This window comes from Bacteroides sp. D22 (assembly GCF_000163675.1).
Lineage (GTDB): Bacteria > Bacteroidota > Bacteroidia > Bacteroidales > Bacteroidaceae > Bacteroides > Bacteroides xylanisolvens.
On the sequence record NZ_GG774802.1, the window covers coordinates 178,139 to 199,123 of the forward strand.

Annotated in this window: 12 protein-coding genes; 6 read left to right on the forward strand and 6 right to left on the reverse strand. The window is 36.9% G+C overall.

Features of this window, described 5'->3' with window-relative positions:
• Positions 1-36: 36 nt before the first annotated feature.
• The 6 genes from HMPREF0106_RS15525 to HMPREF0106_RS15500 all read right to left on the reverse strand — a co-directional run bounded on the left by HMPREF0106_RS15525 (position 37) and on the right by HMPREF0106_RS15500 (position 10,645).
• The gene (locus tag HMPREF0106_RS15525) at positions 37-2,238 is read right to left on the reverse strand and encodes a DUF4838 domain-containing protein (protein ID WP_009039640.1); all 2,202 of its coding nucleotides are present in this window, start codon (positions 2,236-2,238) and stop codon (positions 37-39) included.
• 164 nt (positions 2,239-2,402) lie between these two features.
• Complete coding sequence (locus HMPREF0106_RS15520; protein WP_008647367.1) at positions 2,403-3,368, reverse strand: BT_3987 domain-containing protein; 966 nt, start codon at positions 3,366-3,368, stop codon at positions 2,403-2,405.
• Between the two features lie 23 nt (positions 3,369-3,391).
• Positions 3,392-4,603 (reverse strand): DUF1735 and LamG domain-containing protein, encoded by a 1,212-nt coding sequence (locus HMPREF0106_RS15515; RefSeq protein ID WP_083787900.1) that lies wholly within the window; start codon positions 4,601-4,603, stop codon positions 3,392-3,394.
• Positions 4,604-4,625: 22 nt separating this feature from the next.
• Entirely contained in the window at positions 4,626-5,690 is a 1,065-nt protein-coding gene (locus HMPREF0106_RS15510; protein ID WP_008017812.1) for a glycoside hydrolase family 18, read from the reverse strand.
• Between the two features lie 32 nt (positions 5,691-5,722).
• Positions 5,723-7,300 carry a SusD/RagB family nutrient-binding outer membrane lipoprotein gene (locus HMPREF0106_RS15505; protein ID WP_004310777.1) on the reverse strand — a complete coding sequence of 526 codons (1,578 nt, stop codon included), beginning with the start codon at positions 7,298-7,300 and terminating at the stop codon, positions 5,723-5,725.
• 18 nt (positions 7,301-7,318) lie between these two features.
• Positions 7,319-10,645 (reverse strand): TonB-dependent receptor, encoded by a 3,327-nt coding sequence (locus HMPREF0106_RS15500; RefSeq protein WP_009039642.1) that lies wholly within the window; start codon positions 10,643-10,645, stop codon positions 7,319-7,321.
• A 377-nt stretch (positions 10,646-11,022) separates the two neighbouring features.
• Here HMPREF0106_RS15500 and HMPREF0106_RS15495 point away from each other — a divergent pair, with 377 nt between their 5' ends.
• From HMPREF0106_RS15495 to HMPREF0106_RS15470, 6 genes are all read left to right on the forward strand, one after another.
• Positions 11,023-12,258, forward strand: coding sequence for a site-specific integrase (locus HMPREF0106_RS15495; protein ID WP_004310779.1), 1,236 nt, complete (start codon positions 11,023-11,025; stop codon positions 12,256-12,258).
• A gap of 625 nt (positions 12,259-12,883) precedes the next feature.
• Positions 12,884-15,688 carry a SusC/RagA family TonB-linked outer membrane protein gene (locus HMPREF0106_RS15490; protein ID WP_009039643.1) on the forward strand — a complete coding sequence of 935 codons (2,805 nt, stop codon included), beginning with the start codon at positions 12,884-12,886 and terminating at the stop codon, positions 15,686-15,688.
• A 17-nt stretch (positions 15,689-15,705) separates the two neighbouring features.
• Positions 15,706-17,256: a SusD/RagB family nutrient-binding outer membrane lipoprotein gene (locus tag HMPREF0106_RS15485; RefSeq protein ID WP_004313625.1), complete on the forward strand. Its 1,551-nt coding sequence runs from the start codon at positions 15,706-15,708 to the stop codon at positions 17,254-17,256.
• A 27-nt stretch (positions 17,257-17,283) separates the two neighbouring features.
• Positions 17,284-18,423 (forward strand): glycoside hydrolase family 18, encoded by a 1,140-nt coding sequence (locus HMPREF0106_RS15480; RefSeq protein ID WP_004313624.1) that lies wholly within the window; start codon positions 17,284-17,286, stop codon positions 18,421-18,423.
• A gap of 8 nt (positions 18,424-18,431) precedes the next feature.
• Positions 18,432-19,631: a DUF1735 and LamG domain-containing protein gene (locus HMPREF0106_RS15475; protein ID WP_009039644.1), complete on the forward strand. Its 1,200-nt coding sequence runs from the start codon at positions 18,432-18,434 to the stop codon at positions 19,629-19,631.
• 23 nt (positions 19,632-19,654) lie between these two features.
• Positions 19,655-20,608, forward strand: a complete 954-nt coding sequence (locus tag HMPREF0106_RS15470; protein ID WP_009039645.1) for a DUF4999 domain-containing protein — start codon at positions 19,655-19,657, stop codon at positions 20,606-20,608.
• Positions 20,609-20,985 lie beyond the last annotated feature (377 nt).

Genomic DNA, 20,985 nt, shown 5'->3' on the forward strand with positions numbered 1-20,985 from the left:
AAGGGGGAAACTACTAACGTCTCCCCCCTACTTTTTTTATTTTATTATCACTTCGTCTATAAAGAACCACGAAGGATGGCCTACACCATAATGCCAAGTCGGACATTCTTTCGTTCCGGTGACTTCTACTTTCACATAACGAGTTTTTATCGGTTCGGCTGATTCAGCCTTGACTCCACGGAATTTTACCTCACCCGTACGTTCTTCCGGTAAATCAATCGTTTTCCAATGCGTATAATGTTCACCGTCATCAGCGTATGAATAAACCACCTTTAGAGGAAAAAGAATCCAGGCCCCTATTTGATGAAGAAAATCTATTTCCACACTATGTATCTCTTTCGCTTCGCCCAAATCTATAACGAATGCACCATCGGTTCCTTCCCAACCAATCCAGCTATCAACAAAGGTTGCTCCACCAAACAAACCGTCAACCAATGCGTTTTTTCCTAATGCCGCATATTTTCCCGTAGGAGGAATTAGATAAGTAACTTTTGCACCCAAAGCCAAACTTTTTTCTTTCTGCGGCATGTAACGTTCCCTATACAATTTACAATAGTCTACCGGTGAATTGGAACGCTCATTCAATGTAGGAACTTGAAACTCTTTCACGCATTCCTCAAAAAGGTCTAACTTTTTATTGATATCTACCAAATCTTTTTCTGTCTCTGTTCGTGCAATCTCCAGTTCTGAATACTGAATTGGCAGGCGTGCCCGTTGAACTCGTTTTAAGAAATCTGGTTCTGCTGCAACAGCCTTTTCAGCCAAATCAAATAAATGATTATAACGACGCATCAAAGCAGGCTTTAGCATGCCATATTTATGTGATACGGGTGAATCATATATCCACAACCTCTGTCCACTACCGATTAATGCGCCTTCCATTATCTTTATGTACTGATAAAGATATGGCGCTGCTTCCCCATAATATCCATGCAGAAAATGTTGCATCAATGAGTCTACATTAACTTCTGGATTCCACATTAACTTTGACACTAAATAAGCGCGAAGTTCTGCAAAATCTCCTCCCCTGCTCCCTGCTATTTGAGAGAAATGCATGGTGGCATGATTCTTTTTGAAAAGACGGATATTGTCCTGTAAAATATGGAAATTAGGAAATGGAGCCAGATAATTATCAAAGTTAATACCGTAATCCCACACGAAAATATTATTGGTAATCTTAGACCATCCTTCCATGGCTTTCACAAACTCTTTTCCCGAAGCATTCTCCGTCAAAGTTACTTCACGGTCACAGTCAATATCACATAGCATAATATTCACATTCGGCAAAGGTTTCACATGTTTCGGAGGATTCATCGTATATAGATAAGCCAATGTGGAAAATTCTTTATCCGGGAAACGGGCAGCCAACTTATTCAGAAAAGTGATTATGCTTCCTGATAATGCTCCTTCATAATCATCAATTGCCTTACAAGCATCACACGTACAATTTGTATAATTACCATCATTCTGACTTACAGACATGATATGCTTATCTGGATTTGCTTTGAAAATAGAATCAACACGTTGAGCTACAATCTCAAAAACCTCCGGATTACTCAAACACCACTGACTGGCCTTTCCCGGGTGGCGTTTTCCTTTGAAGTAAGAATAATATTCCGGATGTTCTTTCCCATAAATGAATGAAGGCAGAAGCTTATCAAAAGTATGCACCCAATAACCGGCAGCAAACACTTCATTCGGTTCCTCTAAACGATTCCACCACTTATAAATAGAGTCTGTATGGATAGCATAACATTGTGTCTGACGGTAACGAAAGCCCGGATTCTCGACTTTATTAATTAAGGGTAAGTTCACTGTTTTTGAAGGGGCAAGAGAATATTCATTCTCTCCCCAATAATCGATACCCAAATATTGCTCTAATAAAGTAACAACCCCATATACAACACCGTTTTCTTTACCAGATATTTTTAGAATACCGTCTTGAGTAGAAATAGAGAATCCGTCCTCTGTTACTTCCGCCGGAGATTGACCACCAATGAGAATATCTCCTTTTCGAGGAGTTTGACTTATAACAACAGGCAACTTACAACTGGTTACTTTTTGAATAAATGTTTGTAACAAATTTGCAGCTGTCCACGATATTTGATTATTCTCTTTCAAAATGATCCTAGAACTTGTATTCCCATTAGTTACTAACATTGTTTGAGAGAGAGACGGAAATGCCATACTAATTCCCATAAACCATAAACAGATCCGTAGAATAATAGATAATTTCATGTTTTTCTTGCTATTAAAAGTTATTATATAATAGTAATACAATCAATATGATACTATTAAACAATCAATCTTTTTCTTTTTTTATTTATTAACTTATATAATAAGTCCCACTTTATCCGAAAATACGAAAAAGTGGGACTTAAAAATTTTCAATAACCTATTAATTATTTCGCATATAGGTCAAATTCCGTAAGGCTGACCGTATTGGGACCTTGTTTCACATAATACTTTAAATAACGCGTTTCAACGGCTTTCGAAAACTTAATATATTGTGTGCCACTTCTTGAAATAGTTACAGCACCAATAGATTTCCATTTTGCTCCATCACTCGAAGTAAATACTTCTACTGCAGTCGGTGAATAACTACTAGCATAACACTTATTTCTTATTCCTGTTAATGTCTGCACCTTACCTATATCCACAGTTAACCAATATTCTGCTCCTCCATCACGAGCTACATCAGAATTTGTTCCATCAATTAGATTTTTAGCATCTCCACGAGTCGTCGGAGCAACTTTTACAGTCCAGCCAGAACGATCGGCAATCAAAGTACCTTCAGCCGGTTGCCCGGACTCTACATTGACATGAATATTTTGAATTTTCACATAAACTACTCCTCTGTTAGAGCTAAGTGCATCTAAGTTATTACCTTCTATAGAAGATATGGTAACTGGCAACAAATATCCCCCTTCTGTAGTCAACGATCCTACATTTAACAGCTCTATTTTTATAGAATCTCCAGATACACTTTCTCCATTTTCAATAGTAACAGTTTTATTGGTGAAAGAATAATTTTCAGCAGGTAATATGTTATATTCCGTATCATTAGCTTTATTGTAAGCACTTACTAGATTATCATCACTATCGGCTGTTATTTTCACATCTTTCGATAATCTCTCCGTGGCACATGCAACAAACCGATAATTAGGTTGTAACTCATTTACGACCACTGAATTATCTTTCAAAATCACTGACAACGATGCTTCATAAGAATCTACCGGAAAAACTTTCGTAGAAAGATAAAACTTAGAATTCACAGTAACTTCGTCATCATCGTCACAAGAGATGCACAGTGGTGATGCCATTAATGACATCACTACTGTTTTCCATATTATATTTTTCAATCTCATAATTACATCATTTGAATATTATATTATTTACCATCTGATCTAATGCCATCTACCCATCTGACAACTCCATTAGGCGCCGTGGCTTTATTTCCATGACCAGTTGCGTCTTTAAACTCGGTTCCTGCCCCTTCATTCAATTTCCAATAAGCCTCCAAGCCATCCGTACCCGGATTTATCGCAAACATATTATTCTGAATCTGCGACTGTGAAATAGCAGTAGTCCAAAAACGTACTTCGCTAACTATAGCATCTGTAACCATCCAATCACCATTGCATATACCAAAACTATTCTTAACAAGACGCAAAGGTTTTCTTGGAAGATCTAATGTTGCATCAATATTTCCATTTACATAAATAGTCAATTTCACTCCATCACAAACAAATGCTAAATGATACCATTGATTATTTTTAAACTTAGTAGCAGCATTTACTTGAGTACCTTGTGTTTTTATCTGCAAAATATTACCAGGAATCGGGCCATCACCGAAACGGATATAAATTTCACCATCTTCTGCGATACCATTACCTGGACCTGCAGAAAATATTGCTTGATTCTGATAGCTAGGAGGACCAGGATAACCAACTCCAGGAGTCACCCCATCCCCAAGTTCGCTCATATTAATACGCATTTCAAGTGACCATTGAGTTACTGTATAATCCTGACGCATTTCCATAGTAATTGGTTTTGTACCCGTCAACACTGGTGCAGAGGTTATAATAACCTGATCCATGATATAAATCATCACATCTGCACCTTCCAAAGTTTGTTGCCCACCTGATACAGCAGTAATAGCAACCGGTAGTGCAAATTTATCACCAGAATCAAGCATTTCCTTTGTCAACGGATCAATTGTTACTTTAACAGTAGGAGCCACTAATTCTCCTTTTTTTATAACCACTGTCTTTTGATCAAAAGAATATGAACCTTCTGGCATAGATTTATAGTTCGTACCACTTTTTGTATTATATACTTCCAACGATTTCGGACTTAGTCCCAAAGTAACTTCTATATCTTCTGTTGCAATTTGTCCCGACCGCGGAGTCACAGTGACAACACTACCCTCTTCGGCTACTGTTACCTTTTTGGACTCATAAGACAAACTACTGGATTCAGCTAAATAAATTCTACTGCCGATAGTATCATACTTTGCATCTTCACAACTTGCTATAATTGCACAAAGCAATATGGCAAAGGTGAACATTATTGTGTTTTTATTTTTTACCAGATATCTCATAATTATTATATCTTTAAATTTATTATTTTACCGGTGGATTCATAATGCGGATAGCATTACGCAAATAAGGATAAGATTCTTCTGTACCATCAATTGTATATTCATACTCCATATGATAAGTTCCGACCCCTCCTTTTACACATTTTTTCCCGTTAATAATAGGTGTCCAACGTGCCATACCTTCCAATGACTTCATTTTATTTCCATATCGATCAGTGAAATCAGCCCCACCAGACAAAGCCCATTTTTCAAAGTTTTCAGTTACAATATATTTCTTAGCAACTTCTTCTGCAGTCAAATGCCCATCAAAGTTTCTTATTGTAGAGTTTAAACGGCTATCCAAATGGTCACGTCCAGTATTATCTCCTGGAGAATCATAAGCCTGCACTATAAAATAATTAAAATAAGGACCTGACTCCGATACAATACTTTGTGGCTCACCGTCAATTACTAATAGCCTGTCTGTACCCGATTTTGGTCCGATTCTTTCTCCCAAGGTCTGAATGAACAACAACATATTCTCATCACTTCCACTCATGTTACCTCGATGACCAAAATTAGGCTCATAGTCAATATCAAAGCCATCATATCCATATTTATCAATACTATCACATATTGCATGGGCATATTTCTTTATAGCTTCTTCCTTATTCTCATTCCATCCCCAGAATTCCAGATAATTATCTTTATATTCCTCGGGAGTCAATTGGTCACCGATATTTTGAACAATAAAACACATCAAAGCTTTAGTCCCTTTTACATTTTGTACATAACGCAAATCTTTTGTTTGCGCTTCTGTCAAATTTCTCCAGTTACCCCAAATAGAAACAAAATCCACACTATCAGGAAGTCCGGCTAAACATTTTTCTAAAGTAGCTCCATTTCCGGTCCAATTACCAAACCATCCGAAAGCAACCGGATGATCTGTTTTCTTATAAGCGCGAAGCTGGGCATAGTATTCTTCCGGAAGTGACGACTGAGTCATATCTTCCTGGAATTTTGGTTCCATGTCTGTCCAATCATCACACGCTGTATTCGCAACCGTTATGCCAAATAACAACATTATAAAATAGAATATCTTTCTCATACTATTTATATTAATATAGATTATACTATTATTCACTTATCCCTACGCTGCCACCAAACCTTAGTCTGATAATTATCAGCGCCACCCAATTTACTTACAGCAGCATTTACATTAGCAGCATTACGAATATATTCCGATGGTGGGAACGGAATACGATTAGCGGAAGGAAGATTGGTTACATTTCCATTCAATAACGGGAAAAAACGCGGATACCCAGTACGACGATACTCGCTCCATGCTTCTTGTCCCAAAGGCCACATTGCAATCCATTTTTGGGTTATTAATCTTTCCAGTTTTTCTTCCTCACCAGCATCATCTTTCCATTTGATAGTTATAGAACTAATAGCACTTTCATTCCCCTTATTCTCATTAGGATCTACATAATCAGCCTGAGTACTTGATTCATCATTCAGGTATTGGTCAATACCATCCGATACTCCCCATTGTGCAAAGGAAAGTCTGATAGCTGATTCATACAAATCTTTCACCGTTTCTCCTTTTACATCCCATCCTAACATTGCCGCTTCAGCTTTATTAAAAGCTGTTTCAGCTGCACTCATCCATAAAGTACGATCCATCTCTCCAACATTTATTCTAGAGAAAGTCGGTCCGGTAATATCATTACCATAAGACAAACCTGCGCGCATACCCACATAATCATCATCTCCTTTATCGCTCGTTTTCTTTTTAAAATATTTCGACATACGTGGATCGTTGTATCCTTTCATATAAGATGTAATATCGGCAGAGACACATTGGTCAGGCCATTGCACTAATACCGTATACAATTGATTTTTAGTGCCTAAAGAAGTTGCATTATCTTCATTGGAAGTAATTACCCCTATAGAATGGTTAATAGCTTCCTCCGCCATCTGTCTGGCATATTCACGATCTGCAAAACGAATACGAATGGCCATACGTAGTTTCAGTGAATTTGCAAATTTCACCCATTTCTCAAAATCACCGTCATAAACTTTATCATACTTAGCCATCGTTCTGTTGTTTGGATTTTCGGTCACATAAACAGTCATTACATTAATTGCATCAGTCAGATCAGTAAACATTGCATGATATGCTTCCTCCATTGTATCGTAAGGAGTCGAAAGTTTATCACTTGAAATTTGGGAATAAGGAAGTGCCCCATACATATCAAGCATACGATGCATTGTCGCAATTCTTAGGATCTGTGCCCATGCAAAGTTAACCCCTGTCCCTTGGGTTACATTCTTTATTTTATTCCATGCACCATACGTCAATACCATTACATTATCATCTGCAAACTGCCAGTTTAACCAGTTCTCGGGTGCATTATATGTAGCAAAATTTGCCCCTTTAAACTTATCTGTTGCCATTACTTGATAACGTCCATAGCAGTCACCAATCAAGGATTCATTGGTATTATAAATGTTTTCAGTAGCTATGGGATATGCATAATCACATAAAGTCAAGAAGAAAGCATTGGCAGCAAATCCATCTCGTCCAAGTTCTTCTTCCGAAACTTTTCCCAACGGATCATTCAAGCTATTATCCATGCATCCTTGTAACATTGGAGTTCCAACAAGCATACAGCCTGCAATAGAAATCTGCGTTATGAATTTATATATTTTCATTTGGTTATTCTTTTATCGTTAAAACTGTATTTTTACATTAAATCCCCAACTTCTCAAACTTGGTTGCATAAAGTAATCAACACCTTGATAATAAGTACCAGTAGAAGCGGTAGCTTCCGGATCAAATGGTGCTTTATTATAAATCATCCACAAGTTGTGACCTGTTATTGACAAACTAAGATTACATTTGTTATTAAACCATTTGGCTGGAAGTGAATAGCCCACCGATAACTCTTGTAAACGAACATTAGTAGCACTATATACATAGTTAGACATCAATCCACTTATTCCACCCACTTCTGTATAATAAGTCTGGGGATCCACTTTTCCATTATTTACAGGAACACCTTCATTATCACGTGCTAAAGCTGTGACCTTAGATACTCCGAACTGATCCATTACAGCTTGTGTTGGTGAGATAACAATACCTCCAAAGCGGGCAGCAAGCATGAATCCCAAGCTAATGCCTTTATAAGAGAAATCATTTCTAAAGCCTAAATTGCTCTTAGGCAATACAGAGCCAATATGAATAAACTCATCCGAATTCTTTATATCCTCTTTTTTCACATTCTGGCTCGCTTTATCAATAAATACATTTCCTTCGTTATCACGTTTCAAACGATTAGTGACATACATGTCTCCCATGCTTCCTCCTTTACGAAGAATAACTTTAGCCGATCCAATGCCACCTTTATCTATCTCACTCAAACTATAGTGATTACCTTCATCATCCACTGCATCATCCAAGAGTTCTACAATCTTATTTTTATTAAAACTAAAAGTCAAATTGGAATTCCATGAGAAATCTCCCCATGATTTATTATACCCTAAAGAAAATTCCATACCTTTATTCTCAATATTACCAGACTGTGCATACATAGTCGCATATACAGCGGTTCCTGACAAAGGAACCTGGAATGTTTGTTTGCGAGTATTAGCCTTATACCAGGTAACTTCCAAACTTAAACTATTATTAAAGAATTTGGCATTCAAACCAGCCTCCCAAGAATTTGTACGTTCAGGATAAAGTTTAGGCAAAGGACGGTAAGTTTGTAATTTCCATTGACTAGTCGCAGGGTCCCACTCATACGTTTTGTTAGAAGAAAGATTCTTAGGAATAGGAGCACCTACTGAAGCAAATGAACCGCGTACTTTCAAATAAGTAATAGCTTTGGGTAATTTCACCATTTCGGAAATTACTCCTGAAAGTCCTATTGATGGATAAAAGAAAGATGATTGTTCTGTATTAATCAATGCTGAATCCCAATCATTACGCCCGGTTAAAGTCATATATAACATACTCTTCCAGCCAATTTCCGCACTAGCAAAAATAGAGTTGGTACGTTGTTTATATCCACTTTCTATAGGATAAGTATCTTTATCCAAGGTAGTAGTCATATTATATAGACTAAAAACATTAGACATATCTTTCAAACCACCTTGGAATCCTCTTTCGTCATAATAAGTTTGAGTAAAACTACCGCCAATATTAGCACTTAAACTTAAGTCACCAAAGCGTTTATTAATATTAGCCATCACGTCTGCATAAGCCTGTCTATCGTCAGCTTTATAGTACTTATAGAATCCATAAATAGAACTATTAGTAAAGTAAAGGTCAGTAGAAGCATTTCTTTTATCTGAATAATCATTGGTTGCATTATCAATGCGGACACGCCCTGTCACATCAAGCCAATCTAAAATTTCATATTTTAAACTGGCATTAGCCATGTAGCGTTGTTTTTTCATACCATGGTTCATCTCATTAGCCACCCAATATGGATTATTTTTCATACTGTATCCAGGATCACCCCATCCCCAGTTCTGTACATCTATCTTACGAGTTGTGTCATACGTTTTATACATCCTCACAGCTTCAAAGTTTTCGCCACGCGGGAACAGATATACGGCTGGTAGTGGATTGAAATATTCACCTTGTGCCATTAGATTAAGATCTTCTTGAATAATATAGCTAAAACCCACATCTAATGTCATTTTATCCTTCAGGAATTTTGTTGTATTTCTGAAGGTAAAATTGTAACGGTCATATTTGCTATTTTGAATGATACCAGTTGCATTAGTAGTACCTACAGACAGATAAGTTTGATTCTTTTCATTACCAACAGATAAAGAAACGTTATTCTGGATATTAGTACCAGTATTGAAAAAATCTTTTGGCTCATAAGTTCCGAAAAGAGAAGACGCTTTATCTCCCCATGAAGCAAAGGAACCTGCGCGGTTTATATAAGAATTTTGGAATTCAGGCATTATAAAAGGATTGGAAAAAGTAGAATTATTAGAAATAATAATTCGTGCCTTACCTTCTTTTCCCTTCTTTGTAGTAATTAAAATTACACCAGACGCTGCATTAGAGCCATACAAGGCCGCAGCAGCAGGTCCACTTAATACAGACATGCTTTCAATATCTTCCGGATTGATATCAGATATGCCCTCTCCTCTCGGTTGGGCTGAATATTGTCCGTTAGTGTCACCTTTATTTGTATTAAAAATAGGAACACCATCAATTACATATAAAGCATTATTGTCTGAAGATATAGATTTGGTACCACGCATAACTACACGTGTAGCCCCTCCAACACCGGATGAAGATGCATTGATATTAACACCAGCCACCTTTCCAGCCAGTGAGTTCATAAAATTGGCACTTTTTACAGTTGTCAATTCATCACCTTTTACTTCTTGCACATTATAGCTTAATGCTTTAGTTGCGCGCTTAATACCTAATGCAGTAACGACTACTTCGTCCAACACCTGCGTATCTTCTCCTAAAGTAACCTTCAAGGGTTGTGCACTAGTAAGCGTGATTGCTTGGGAGGCATAACCGATATAGGATACTTCAAGTACATCACCTTTAGCTGCTTGTATTTTGAAATTTCCATCCATATCAGTGATAGTACCATTTGAAGTTCCTTTTACCAAAATACTAACTCCAATCAATGGTTCTCCTTTTGAATCAGTAACAGTACCACTTGCAGTAATTGGTGTTTTTTTCTGCTGCTCTTCTTTATTACTCTTCGCAGAAAGTACAATATGATTATCTACTATTGAAAAACTGACATTTACTCCTCTGAATAACTGATTCATTACATTATTCAAAGATTCTTTTGTTACCTTGATAGATATGACACGATTTATATCGACATCATTTGTGTTATAGACTACTGACATTGAAGTTTGTTTCTCAATTTCTTTCAAAGCAGTGTTCAAGGGTACTTTCGATAGATTAAGAGTGATCGTTCGTTCTTGCCCATAAGCTGAAGCAAAACACGAAACCAACAAAAGGAAGAATAACAAGTATGAAAACTTGTGTTTTATAATTTCTTTCATCTTATTCTTTTTAATTAGAAATAGTTTTTAGAGAATTTGTAATTAGAGGCGGTAAATGAGATTACCGTTTTCACACAAAGGTTTCATGTATCTCTGTTTCTCATAATTAATAAATTTAAAGGTTATACTTAAAATAAATTCCATAAGCGCTTATTCAATAGTAATACATTTTATGTTGTAACCTTACTAAACGAAGATAAGATTTTTTTCGAAAAAAATAGAATAGAAAGATTCCTAATTGAAAAATAAATACTCAAATATTTGATAAATAGAATCTTATGTACTTATTAAAATCAGGCTGATTTATTACATTTGCATACATTTTGCATACAATATATGTATGCTTTACCTATTGTATAGATATAAATATTCATTTTATGTTCAAATATTCAAAAGATGGAATTTCGGTTTTAACCATATTAGATACCAGAAGAGCAAAAAAGAGTGGACAGTTTCCTGTTAAAGTTCAAGTGGTATATAGAAGAAAGCAAAAATATTACTCAACTGGGAAGGAAGTGTCAAAAGAAGATTGGGCAAGGTTATTAAAAGTAAAAAGCCGGTTATTGGCAGAAATTCGATCAGATATAGAGAGTAGTTTTTCAACTATTAAGCAACAAGTTAATGAACTGATAACAAAAGGGGAATTTAGTATTGAAACATTAAGCGTCAGGTTAGGAAGGCAGATGAATGATATGACTTTACGCAGTGCTTTTCGCTTAAAAATGAAAGAACTGGAAGCCTATGAACAAGCAAACACTTACCTAAATTATCAAAGTGCTTTAAAAAGTTTAGAAGATTTCGGAGGTTCCACTATACCTTTGGAAAACATTACAATTGATTGGCTTAAACGTTGTGAAAAATTTTGGATATCAGAAGGTAAAAGCTATTCAAGCATAAGTATTTATTTCCGAGCTTTAAAGTGTGTCTTAAATCGTGCTGTACATGATGGTATTATAAAAGAATCATCTTTTCCTTTTGGAAAGAATAAATATGAAATTCCTGAAGGGTGTGGACGTAAATTAGCACTTACTCTTTCTGAAATAAAAAAAGTAATGTCCTATCAATGTGAAACAAAAGATATAGAAGAATTTAGGGATCTCTGGGTGTTTTCTTATTTATGTAATGGCATTAATTTTATGGATTTATTATTTCTTCAGTATTCAAATATTATGGATGGAGAAATATGCTTTGTACGCTCTAAGACATCTCGAACTACCAAACATAACAAAGAGATACATGCAATCATTACTCCTGAAATGTGGAATATTATTCAAAAATGGGGTAATCCAAGATTAAGCCCGCAAACGTATATTTTTAAATATGCTAGAGGAACTGAAGATGCCTTTGAAAAGATTAGATTGGTACGGCGTATTATAACCAAATGTAACAGAAGACTTAAAAAAATAGCCCAAGACATTGGAATTTTTCAGTTGACGACTTACACGGCAAGGCATTCTTTTGCTACAGTATTAAAACGTGGAGGTGCGAAAACCTCATATATTTCTGAAAGCTTGGGACACTCTAACTTATCTGTAACCGAGCACTATTTAGCATACTTTGAAAAAGAGGAAAGAATAAGGAATGCTCAATTATTGACTAACTTTAATCTCTAGATTAATACATTTGCATGCAAATTGTATGTACAATGAAAAATGGACCAATAATTGATATAGGATAAAAGTGAGTATAATATTAAAAAACGCATATTCAGATTACCTATAATTTAGAATATGCATCTTGTTATCAGGAGTGTTTCGAAAACCGCAGGGATTTCCACTTTAGCCAAACGTAATTCAAATAAAAAAAGGATGATATTATTGCAATTTATTCTTTTTATCGCCCGCGTAGTGATAGAATAATATCTAATATTGATAATATTAATCAAATGAAAAGATTCCGTTCTTTGTATTATCTGCACTAACTAGAAGAAAACAACTACTATAAAGCAAGTTATTATTATTCTTTAAATGATTTGTTAGGTTCCATTTAAAGAATCAAAATGTTCCACACCGAGAAACGAAGTGATTCTCGGTGTGGAACATTCCTGAAAAAACGTCTTTTATCGAATATTCATACCGCATATATGAATAAAAACAATTTAATTACTGCATATTCATGTGCAATCATACTAACTTTTTCTTTCATTCATTGATTTTGCTCAATTGTATTTAGCCTGATATCTTAAAAATAGAACATTTAATCTATTTATCTAACAAGCATTGGATCTAGAGAAAGTATATGAAACTGATTTTCTCCCAAACAATCACGCTTGCCAATGCCCAACCTCTTAAAATAACCTTAGGAGAAGATACACAAGTATTGGATGAAGTTGTTGTTACTGCATTAGGTATCAAGCGTGCAACCAAGGCGTTAAGTTATAATGTACAAGAGGTAAAAGGTGATGAATTGACAGCTGTTAAGGACGCCAATTTTATGAATTCATTATCAGGAAAGGTTGCCGGTGTTCAAATTAATAGTGGTGCAACCGGTGCTGGTGGTGCCACACGTGTTGTTATGCGTGGTATGAAATCTCTGACTAAAGATAACAATGCATTGTATGTAATTGATGGTGTACCTATTTTTAATACAGGAAAAAGCGGTGGCGAAGGATTATTTGGAGAAATGGGAGGATCAGATGCTGTTGCTGACTTAAATCCTGATGATATTGCTAGTATTAGTATGATGACCGGTCCTTCTGCGGCAGCATTATATGGTTCTGCTGCGGCAAACGGTGTTGTTTTAATTACTACTAAAAAAGGCCAAACAGAGAAAACGACCATAACAGTATCCAACAGTACTACTTTCTCTAAAGCATATATTATGCCGGATATGCAGAACCGTTATGGTACAAGTTCCGGATTATTCAGCTGGGGAGAATTGGCAAACCGTCGATATAACCCATCTGACTTCTTTGAAACAGGATCCAATGTTATCAATTCGGTAGCATTATCTACAGGAAATACCAAAAACCAGACCTATCTTTCTGCTTCTACAACTAACTCCGGTGGAATTCTTCCGAATAACTCCTATAACCGTTATAATTTTACGGCACGTAATACCACCCATTTCCTGAATGATAAACTTACTCTGGATATCGGTGCACAATATATCGTTCAGAACAACAAAAACATGGTTTCTCAAGGACAGTATTATAACCCTCTCCCATCACTGTATCTATTCCCTCGTGGAGACAACTTTGACGAAATTCGTTTGTATGAACGTTATAATACTAACTACGGCTATATGGAACAATATTGGCCTTATGGTGATGCAAGTTTGTCATTACAAAATCCATATTGGATACAAAATCGCATCAACCGTACCTCCAACAAGAAACGTTATATGATGAACGCTTCTTTGAAATGGCAGGCTACAGATTGGCTCAATGTTGTCGGTCGTGTCAATCTGGACAACTCCGACTACCGGAATAAAAACGAAAAATCTGCTTCTACATTAACAACATTCTGTGGTGTAAGCGGTGGTTTTGAAGATGCCATGCGTCAGGAACGTTCTTTATATGCCGATTTCCTGGCTAATATAGATAAAACATTTGGTGATTTTCATTTAACAGCCAATGTTGGTGCTTCCATATATCATACTTCAATGGATCAGTTATATATTGCAGGTGACCTGGTTATTCCCAACTTCTTCCAGATCAACAATATTAATTTCTCCGCCAACTATAAACCGGACCCTACCGGATATGAAGATGAAATTCAAAGTATTTTTGCCAGTGCTGAATTAAGTTGGAAAAATCAACTGTATCTAACCGTAACCGGACGTAATGACTGGGATTCAAAACTCGCATTCTCCAAACAAAAATCGTTCTTTTATCCGTCAGTCGGTTTATCGGCTTTATTATCAGAAATGGTTAAACTACCAGAGGTGATTTCTTATGCTAAAATACGCGGTTCGTATACAGTGGTAGCCTCTTCTTTTGATCGTTTCCTTACTAATCCGGGGTACGAATACAACAGCCAGACACATAACTGGGCAAATCCGACCGTATATCCGATGGACAATATGAAACCTGAAAAGACTAAATCCTGGGAAATCGGTTTGAACTTGAAATTCTGGGGAAATCGTTTTAATTTAGACGCTACTTACTATCGTTCTAATACACTGAACCAAACATTTAAGGTAGATATCCCCTCTTCTTCCGGATATAAACAAGCGATTGTACAAGCTGGTAACGTGCAAAATCAGGGTATTGAATTAGCTTTAGGATTCAGTGATAAATGGGCAGGATTCGGATGGTCTTCTAATGCAACCTTCACTCTAAACCGTAACAAGGTGAAACGACTGGCAAGCGGTAGCGTGAATCCTGTGACAGGAGAAGCTATCCAAATGGATGAAATGAATGTGGGTTGGTTAGGTAAAGAGAATGTAGCTCCTCGCGTCATCCTGACAGAAGGAGGCTCCATGACTGATATCTATGTATACAACCAGCTGACAAAAGACAATAACGGTAATATAAAAGTCGATCAGAATGGTAATCTGGGTATCACTTCATCAAACACTCCGGTAAAAGTAGGTAATCTGGATGCTGATTTCAACCTCGGATGGAGCAATCATTTCACTTATAAAGGAATTGATTTAGGAGTTGTATTATCAGCCCGTGTAGGCGGATTAGCTTATTCGGCTACTCAAGGTATTTTAGATTATTATGGAGTATCCGAAACATCTGCAACAGCTCGTGATAATGGTGGTATACCTATTAATAACGGCAAAGTTAACGCCCAAAAGTATTACCAGACTATTGGTACGGGTGAAGGTGGCTACGGTCGTTATTATCTATATAGTGCAACCAATGTACGTTTGCAGGAATTGAGTCTAAACTATACACTTCCTAAAAGATGGTTTAAAAATGTGGCGAATGTTACTTTGGGTATTGTAGGACGTAATTTATGGATGATTTATTGTAAAGCCCCATTTGACCCGGAATTGTCTGCCTCTACCTCCAGTAACTATTATATGAATGTAGACTACTTTATGCAACCCAGCTTGCGTAACTTCGGTTTTAATGTGAAAGTTCAATTTTAAAAGAAAAAGCTAATGTTATGAGAAAATATTTAAGAAATATCACAGTCGGTGCCGCTCTGTTGTTACTGGCAGGAAGTTGTACCGATAAATTTGAGGAGTATAATACGAATCAATATCAAATTCATGATGCAGACCCTGCGACTTTGATGAAATCTATGATTGAAACAATTGTGAATATTCAGCAGAATGACTCTCAAATGCAAGATCAGATGGTGGGACAGTTAGGTGGCTATCTATGCTGTTCTAACACATGGAGTGGTACAAACTTCAGCACATTCAATCAGAGTGATGCCTGGAATGCTACCCCCTGGAACACTCCGTTTGAAAAAATATATGGAAACTTTTTCCAAATACAAGAAGCGACAAATTCTACGGGACATTATTATGCTTTTGCGTGTATGATACGTGCAATAACAATGCTTCGCGTTGCGGATTGTTATGGACCGATGCCTTACAGCCAAGTAAAGAAGGGTAATTTCTATGTATCTTATGATACCCAGGAACAGGTCTATACCAGTATATTAAGTGATTTAGCCAATGCAGCCGATGTTTTGTACAACTATTATGTAGAAACAAATGGTAATGCCCCATTGGGAGCCAATGATCCGGTTTTTGATGGAAATTATTCAGGTTGGGCTAAGCTAGCCAATTCAATGCGTTTACGTGTTGCAATGCGAATCAGCGGAACATGGCCTGGCATTGCTCAAGAGGCAGCTGAAGCAGCAGTAACACATAAAGCAGGATTGATTGAAAGTAATTCGGATAATGCTATGCTTTCTTGTGGCACGCAGAGTAATCCCTATCAACTGGCAGCTGTAAGTTGGGGTGATCTGCGTGTGAATGCAAATATTGTAGATTATATGAATGCATATGGCGATCCACGTATGCCGAAGTTCTTTAATAAGTCTACCCTTGCCGGGAAAACAGATAAATATGTAGGTATGCGTACTGGAGATGCTGATTTTAAAAAGGCAGATGCAGCAGGATTCTCTATTCCTGCATATACGGCAACTTCTAAATTAATGGTTTTCTGTGCTGCAGAGACAGCGTTTTTACGTGCAGAAGGAAAATTGCGTGGTTGGAATGTCGGTTCTAAAACAGCAAAAGCCTATTACGAAGATGGTATTAATTTATCAATGGAACAATATCAGGTTTCAGCCACTGAATACATGAAGATTGACGAGGCTCCTGTCGTATCACATGAAAGTGATGTTGTGCAAAATGCTACTGCTACAATTACCAATACTGTGAGTGTAATGTGGGATGACAGCGAGGCTGACAACGTAAATGGAAAGAATTTCCAACGTGTCATTACTCAAAAATGGATCGCCAATTATCCATTAGGATTGGAAGCATGGGCTGAATATCGCCGTACAGGTTATCCGGAACTTTATCCTTGTATCGACAATCTATCAGATTGTGGTGTGAGCAGCCAACGCGGTATGCGTCGTCTAAGTTTCCCTTATACAGAGGCACAAAACAATAAAGCCAATTATGATCTGGGAGTAGCAGAACTAGGCGGTGCTGATAACGAAGCTACTGACTTAAAGTGGGCTAAAAAGAACTAATTTATATAATGCATAAAAAGGACTTTTATGAAGAAAATTTATTTATTATACATTGTACTCATATCACTGGCAACGACCTCATTGATCGGTTGCAGTGACTGGACGGAGTCAGAAGCAAAAACTTTTCCCGAATCGATCGTATCGGATGAATATTATGCGGCCTTGCGTGCCTATAAACAGACAGATCACCAAGTTGCATTTGGTTGGTTTGGTGGCTGGAGTGGTGAAGGTGCCTATATGAAAAGTTCTTTAGCCGGTATTCCTGATAGTGTAGATATTGTTTCTATTTGGGGAAATTGGTCGAACATTACAGAAGCTCAAAAAAAAGATCTGGAATTTTGCCAACAAGTTAAAGGTACTCGTTTTACCATGTGTTTTATTATCAGAAGTGTAGGCGATCAAATTACTCCGCAGAATATTCGTGAAAATTGGGAAAATATGGGATTTTCATCCGAAAAAGAAGCTGTGAATGATTTTTGGGGATGGCCTTCCGATGAATCAAATAAGGAAGCAATAGAAGCATCCATTCGCAAATATGCAAGCGCCATTGCCGATACAGTAAACAAATATGGTTACGACGGCTTTGATATCGATTATGAACCTAATTTTGGCAACCCCGGTAATATCGTAGACGAAGACGATAGAATGTTTGCATTTGTTGATGAACTAGGCAAATATTTCGGTCCGAAATCAGGAACTGGTAAATTATTAGTTATCGATGGCGAACCACAGAGCATAACAGGTAGACCTGAAGTCGGGTTATATTTTGACTATTTTATCATTCAGGCTTACAATAATAGTAGTCCTGGCAGTGATTCTAAACTCGATAAACGTCTTATCACAGGCGGCGTAGCAGGTGCAGGACTTGTTCAGACGTATAGCAGTGTCATGTCTGAAGAACAAATCACGAAGATGACCATCATGACCGAGAATTTCGAGGCTACCGATGCTGCTATGGACGGTGGATATGATTACACTGATCGTTATGGTAACAAAATGAAATCTCTTGAAGGAATGGCACGCTGGCAACCAAGTAACGGATTCCGTAAAGGTGGTGCAGGAACCTATCATATGGAAGCAGAGTATGGAACTTCACCAGAATATAAAAATATACGCCGTGCTATTCAAATTATGAACCCGTCATCACATTCATTACTTAAAAATTAATGTAAACTATGAAACGTATGAATTATATAAAAATTTTATGCTTCTCCGCAGTCATAACAGGCTTAGGAAGTATAGTAAGTTGTGGAGATGCAAAATACGATACTTTAGATACACATGCTTATATTGAAGAAGCTCTTTCCAGTACAAGTCAAAAAGTGACCGTACAGGCTACTGGAGAAAGTTTTACTACCCTAAATGTGCATCTTAGTAATCTTTCTTCTACAGATAATCATTATAAATTGGTTACAGATCAATCAGTACTGGACACTTATAACCATATTAATGGAACCGGATATATAATGTTGCCCAAAGATTATTATACGTTGCCGGAAACGATTACTGTAAAAGCAGGACAATATGCAGCCGATGCCCTCTCCATCGCTTTGAAAGCTTTCAGTCAGGAAATGATGAAATCGGGAGAATCATATGCACTGCCTGTAAAACTAGTATTGCAAGATGGAAGTATTTCACCGATGGAAAATACCGGAACCTTTGTTATTTTGGCAGAAAGTATTATCGAATTTTCAGCTCCAATGTTTGTTGGCGCTCCTAGTTTAAAAGCTAATAAATTCACAGAATCTCCCGAAACGTATTCACAATATACGATAGAGGTTCGTTTTCAGGTAGCCAACACAGCTGACCGTGACCGTGCAGTCTTTAAAAACGGAGGAGATGATGCAAACTTCATCCTTTTACGTTTTGAGGATCCTCAAAGTGACAATGAAAATTATAAGGCACATTCATTAGTACAGATTGTAGGACGTAACCGGCTTTATTTGAATCCAAGTAATTCTTTCAAGCCAAACGAATGGCAACATTTAGCATTGGTCTGTGATGGTTCCAACTATCGACTTTACATAAACGGAGTTGATTCGGGTGTGTTGAGTATACCAACAGGAGCAACAACTTTCTCTGATGTAAATTGGTTCTGCTTAGGTGATGATTCTTATAGTAGATGGGGAAACTGTAAAATTTTGATGAGTGAAGCACGTATTTGGTCCGTAGTTCGTTCCGCTTCTCAAATTCAGAATAACATGACGCAAGTTAGCCCTAAATCTGTAGGTTTGGAAGCTTATTGGCGATTCAATGAAGGACAAGGTAATGTGTTCGAAGATGCAACCGGTAAAGGTCATACTTTGACAACTTCTGCTACTCCTACCTGGATTGACGGTATTTTATCTACAGATAAGGCTACTGAATGGAAATAGTAAAAATTAAATTGTATATGTATATGAAAAATATATTTCAATCACTATCAATAGCAACTCTACTCGGCTTGTTTGTCCCATTCATTTCGTCCTGTAGTGATGATGAAGAAGTTTTTAACGAGTGGAATGCTACGTATGTGTCTCTACAGAGAAATGACTATTTATCGGGGAATGTAAAAAAGTTCAATCTGACTCATGATGCGAATGGAATCGGAGGAGATGAAATTAAGATGGCTTTTACTGTAAAAACACAGAAAGCAGTCTCTACAGATATGGTTATCGCATTAAGTGCAAAAAGTGAAACAGAAGGGCTTGATGCAAGCCAGATCGTTTTAAGTTCCTCACAGGTTACTCTCAAAGAAGGACAGATGACTTCTGAAGAAATCACTGCAACGGTCGATCCAACGATATTCGCCAGTATCATGGAAAAAACAAGTTTCTCTTTCAGTGTATCAATCAGTAATGTAACTACCAATGATAAGAACACTGTCATTAGCAGTAATTTAAGTATCTTACCTGTCATCATTAATAAAGCTGCCTACTGTAATCTAAAAAGTGGTACTCCTAGCAATAGCCAACTTATCAGTAATCGTGTAGGTTGGATTGTTAATGTGGAAGAAGGAGTAGACGGCGCGCCTAATAATTTAATTGATGGCAAGACTGGAACTGACGTTGCTCTAAATAATAAAGGCTTCTGGTTCACCGTTGATTTAGGAGAAACTAAGGTTTTAACAGGCATCAAAACGAATCACTGGGGAAATGCATATGCTCCTAGAGAAGTGGAAATATTACAGTCTGAAAATGGTATGACATGGAAATCATTAAGTTCATTAGCAATACCCGGTAGTAGTACACAAAACATCACGTTCATCTCTCCTATTACTACGCGATATCTAAAATATCAGATTATCACTATCTCTACAAACGGTCGTACGGATGTTACAGAATTTAATGTTTACGAACCCAAAAGTGAATAAACATAATGAATAGGTAACATAGAAATGATAAAATAGAGGGTAATCCAATGGATTACCCTCTATTTTAGAAACATACTTCACAAACATACTTCCAGACTATCAATCTATCTCCCAAAAGAATACTCCAGATCTCTACTTGTTAGTTCATCTTTGTACATCTTTCTTATGACTTATGGTTTTGAATTAAATTTCTCCTACTGAATCTTTACGCTATTATCCGGTTTCAGCCGTTTCAGTTTTGTTCGTAAACGCCTTGATAAAGAGCGACATTGATATGTCGGGTTAAAGTCGTCGACATGCCGGGTTAGTAAATCAGAGTCTCTATTCGCATAAAACGAAGGCTATGTTTCACTCAAACAGCGGCTCTATTGAAGGTA

What these genes read in the sequence shown, in the direction of transcription:
- HMPREF0106_RS15485 (WP_004313625.1), top strand. Translation starts at nt 15,706, where the DNA reads ATGAGAAAATATTTAAGAAATATCACAGTCGGTGCCGCTCTGTTGTTA.
- HMPREF0106_RS15480 (WP_004313624.1), top strand. Translation starts at nt 17,284, where the DNA reads ATGAAGAAAATTTATTTATTATACATTGTACTCATATCACTGGCAACG.
- HMPREF0106_RS15490 (WP_009039643.1), top strand. Translation starts at nt 12,884, where the DNA reads ATGAAACTGATTTTCTCCCAAACAATCACGCTTGCCAATGCCCAACCT.
- HMPREF0106_RS15470 (WP_009039645.1), top strand. Translation starts at nt 19,655, where the DNA reads ATGAAAAATATATTTCAATCACTATCAATAGCAACTCTACTCGGCTTG.
- HMPREF0106_RS15525 (WP_009039640.1), bottom strand. Translation starts at nt 2,238, where the DNA reads ATGAAATTATCTATTATTCTACGGATCTGTTTATGGTTTATGGGAATT.
- HMPREF0106_RS15500 (WP_009039642.1), bottom strand. Translation starts at nt 10,645, where the DNA reads ATGAAAGAAATTATAAAACACAAGTTTTCATACTTGTTATTCTTCCTT.
- HMPREF0106_RS15520 (WP_008647367.1), bottom strand. Translation starts at nt 3,368, where the DNA reads ATGAGATTGAAAAATATAATATGGAAAACAGTAGTGATGTCATTAATG.
- HMPREF0106_RS15505 (WP_004310777.1), bottom strand. Translation starts at nt 7,300, where the DNA reads ATGAAAATATATAAATTCATAACGCAGATTTCTATTGCAGGCTGTATG.
- HMPREF0106_RS15495 (WP_004310779.1), top strand. Translation starts at nt 11,023, where the DNA reads ATGTTCAAATATTCAAAAGATGGAATTTCGGTTTTAACCATATTAGAT.
- HMPREF0106_RS15475 (WP_009039644.1), top strand. Translation starts at nt 18,432, where the DNA reads ATGAAACGTATGAATTATATAAAAATTTTATGCTTCTCCGCAGTCATA.
- HMPREF0106_RS15515 (WP_083787900.1), bottom strand. Translation starts at nt 4,603, where the DNA reads ATGAGATATCTGGTAAAAAATAAAAACACAATAATGTTCACCTTTGCC.
- HMPREF0106_RS15510 (WP_008017812.1), bottom strand. Translation starts at nt 5,690, where the DNA reads ATGAGAAAGATATTCTATTTTATAATGTTGTTATTTGGCATAACGGTT.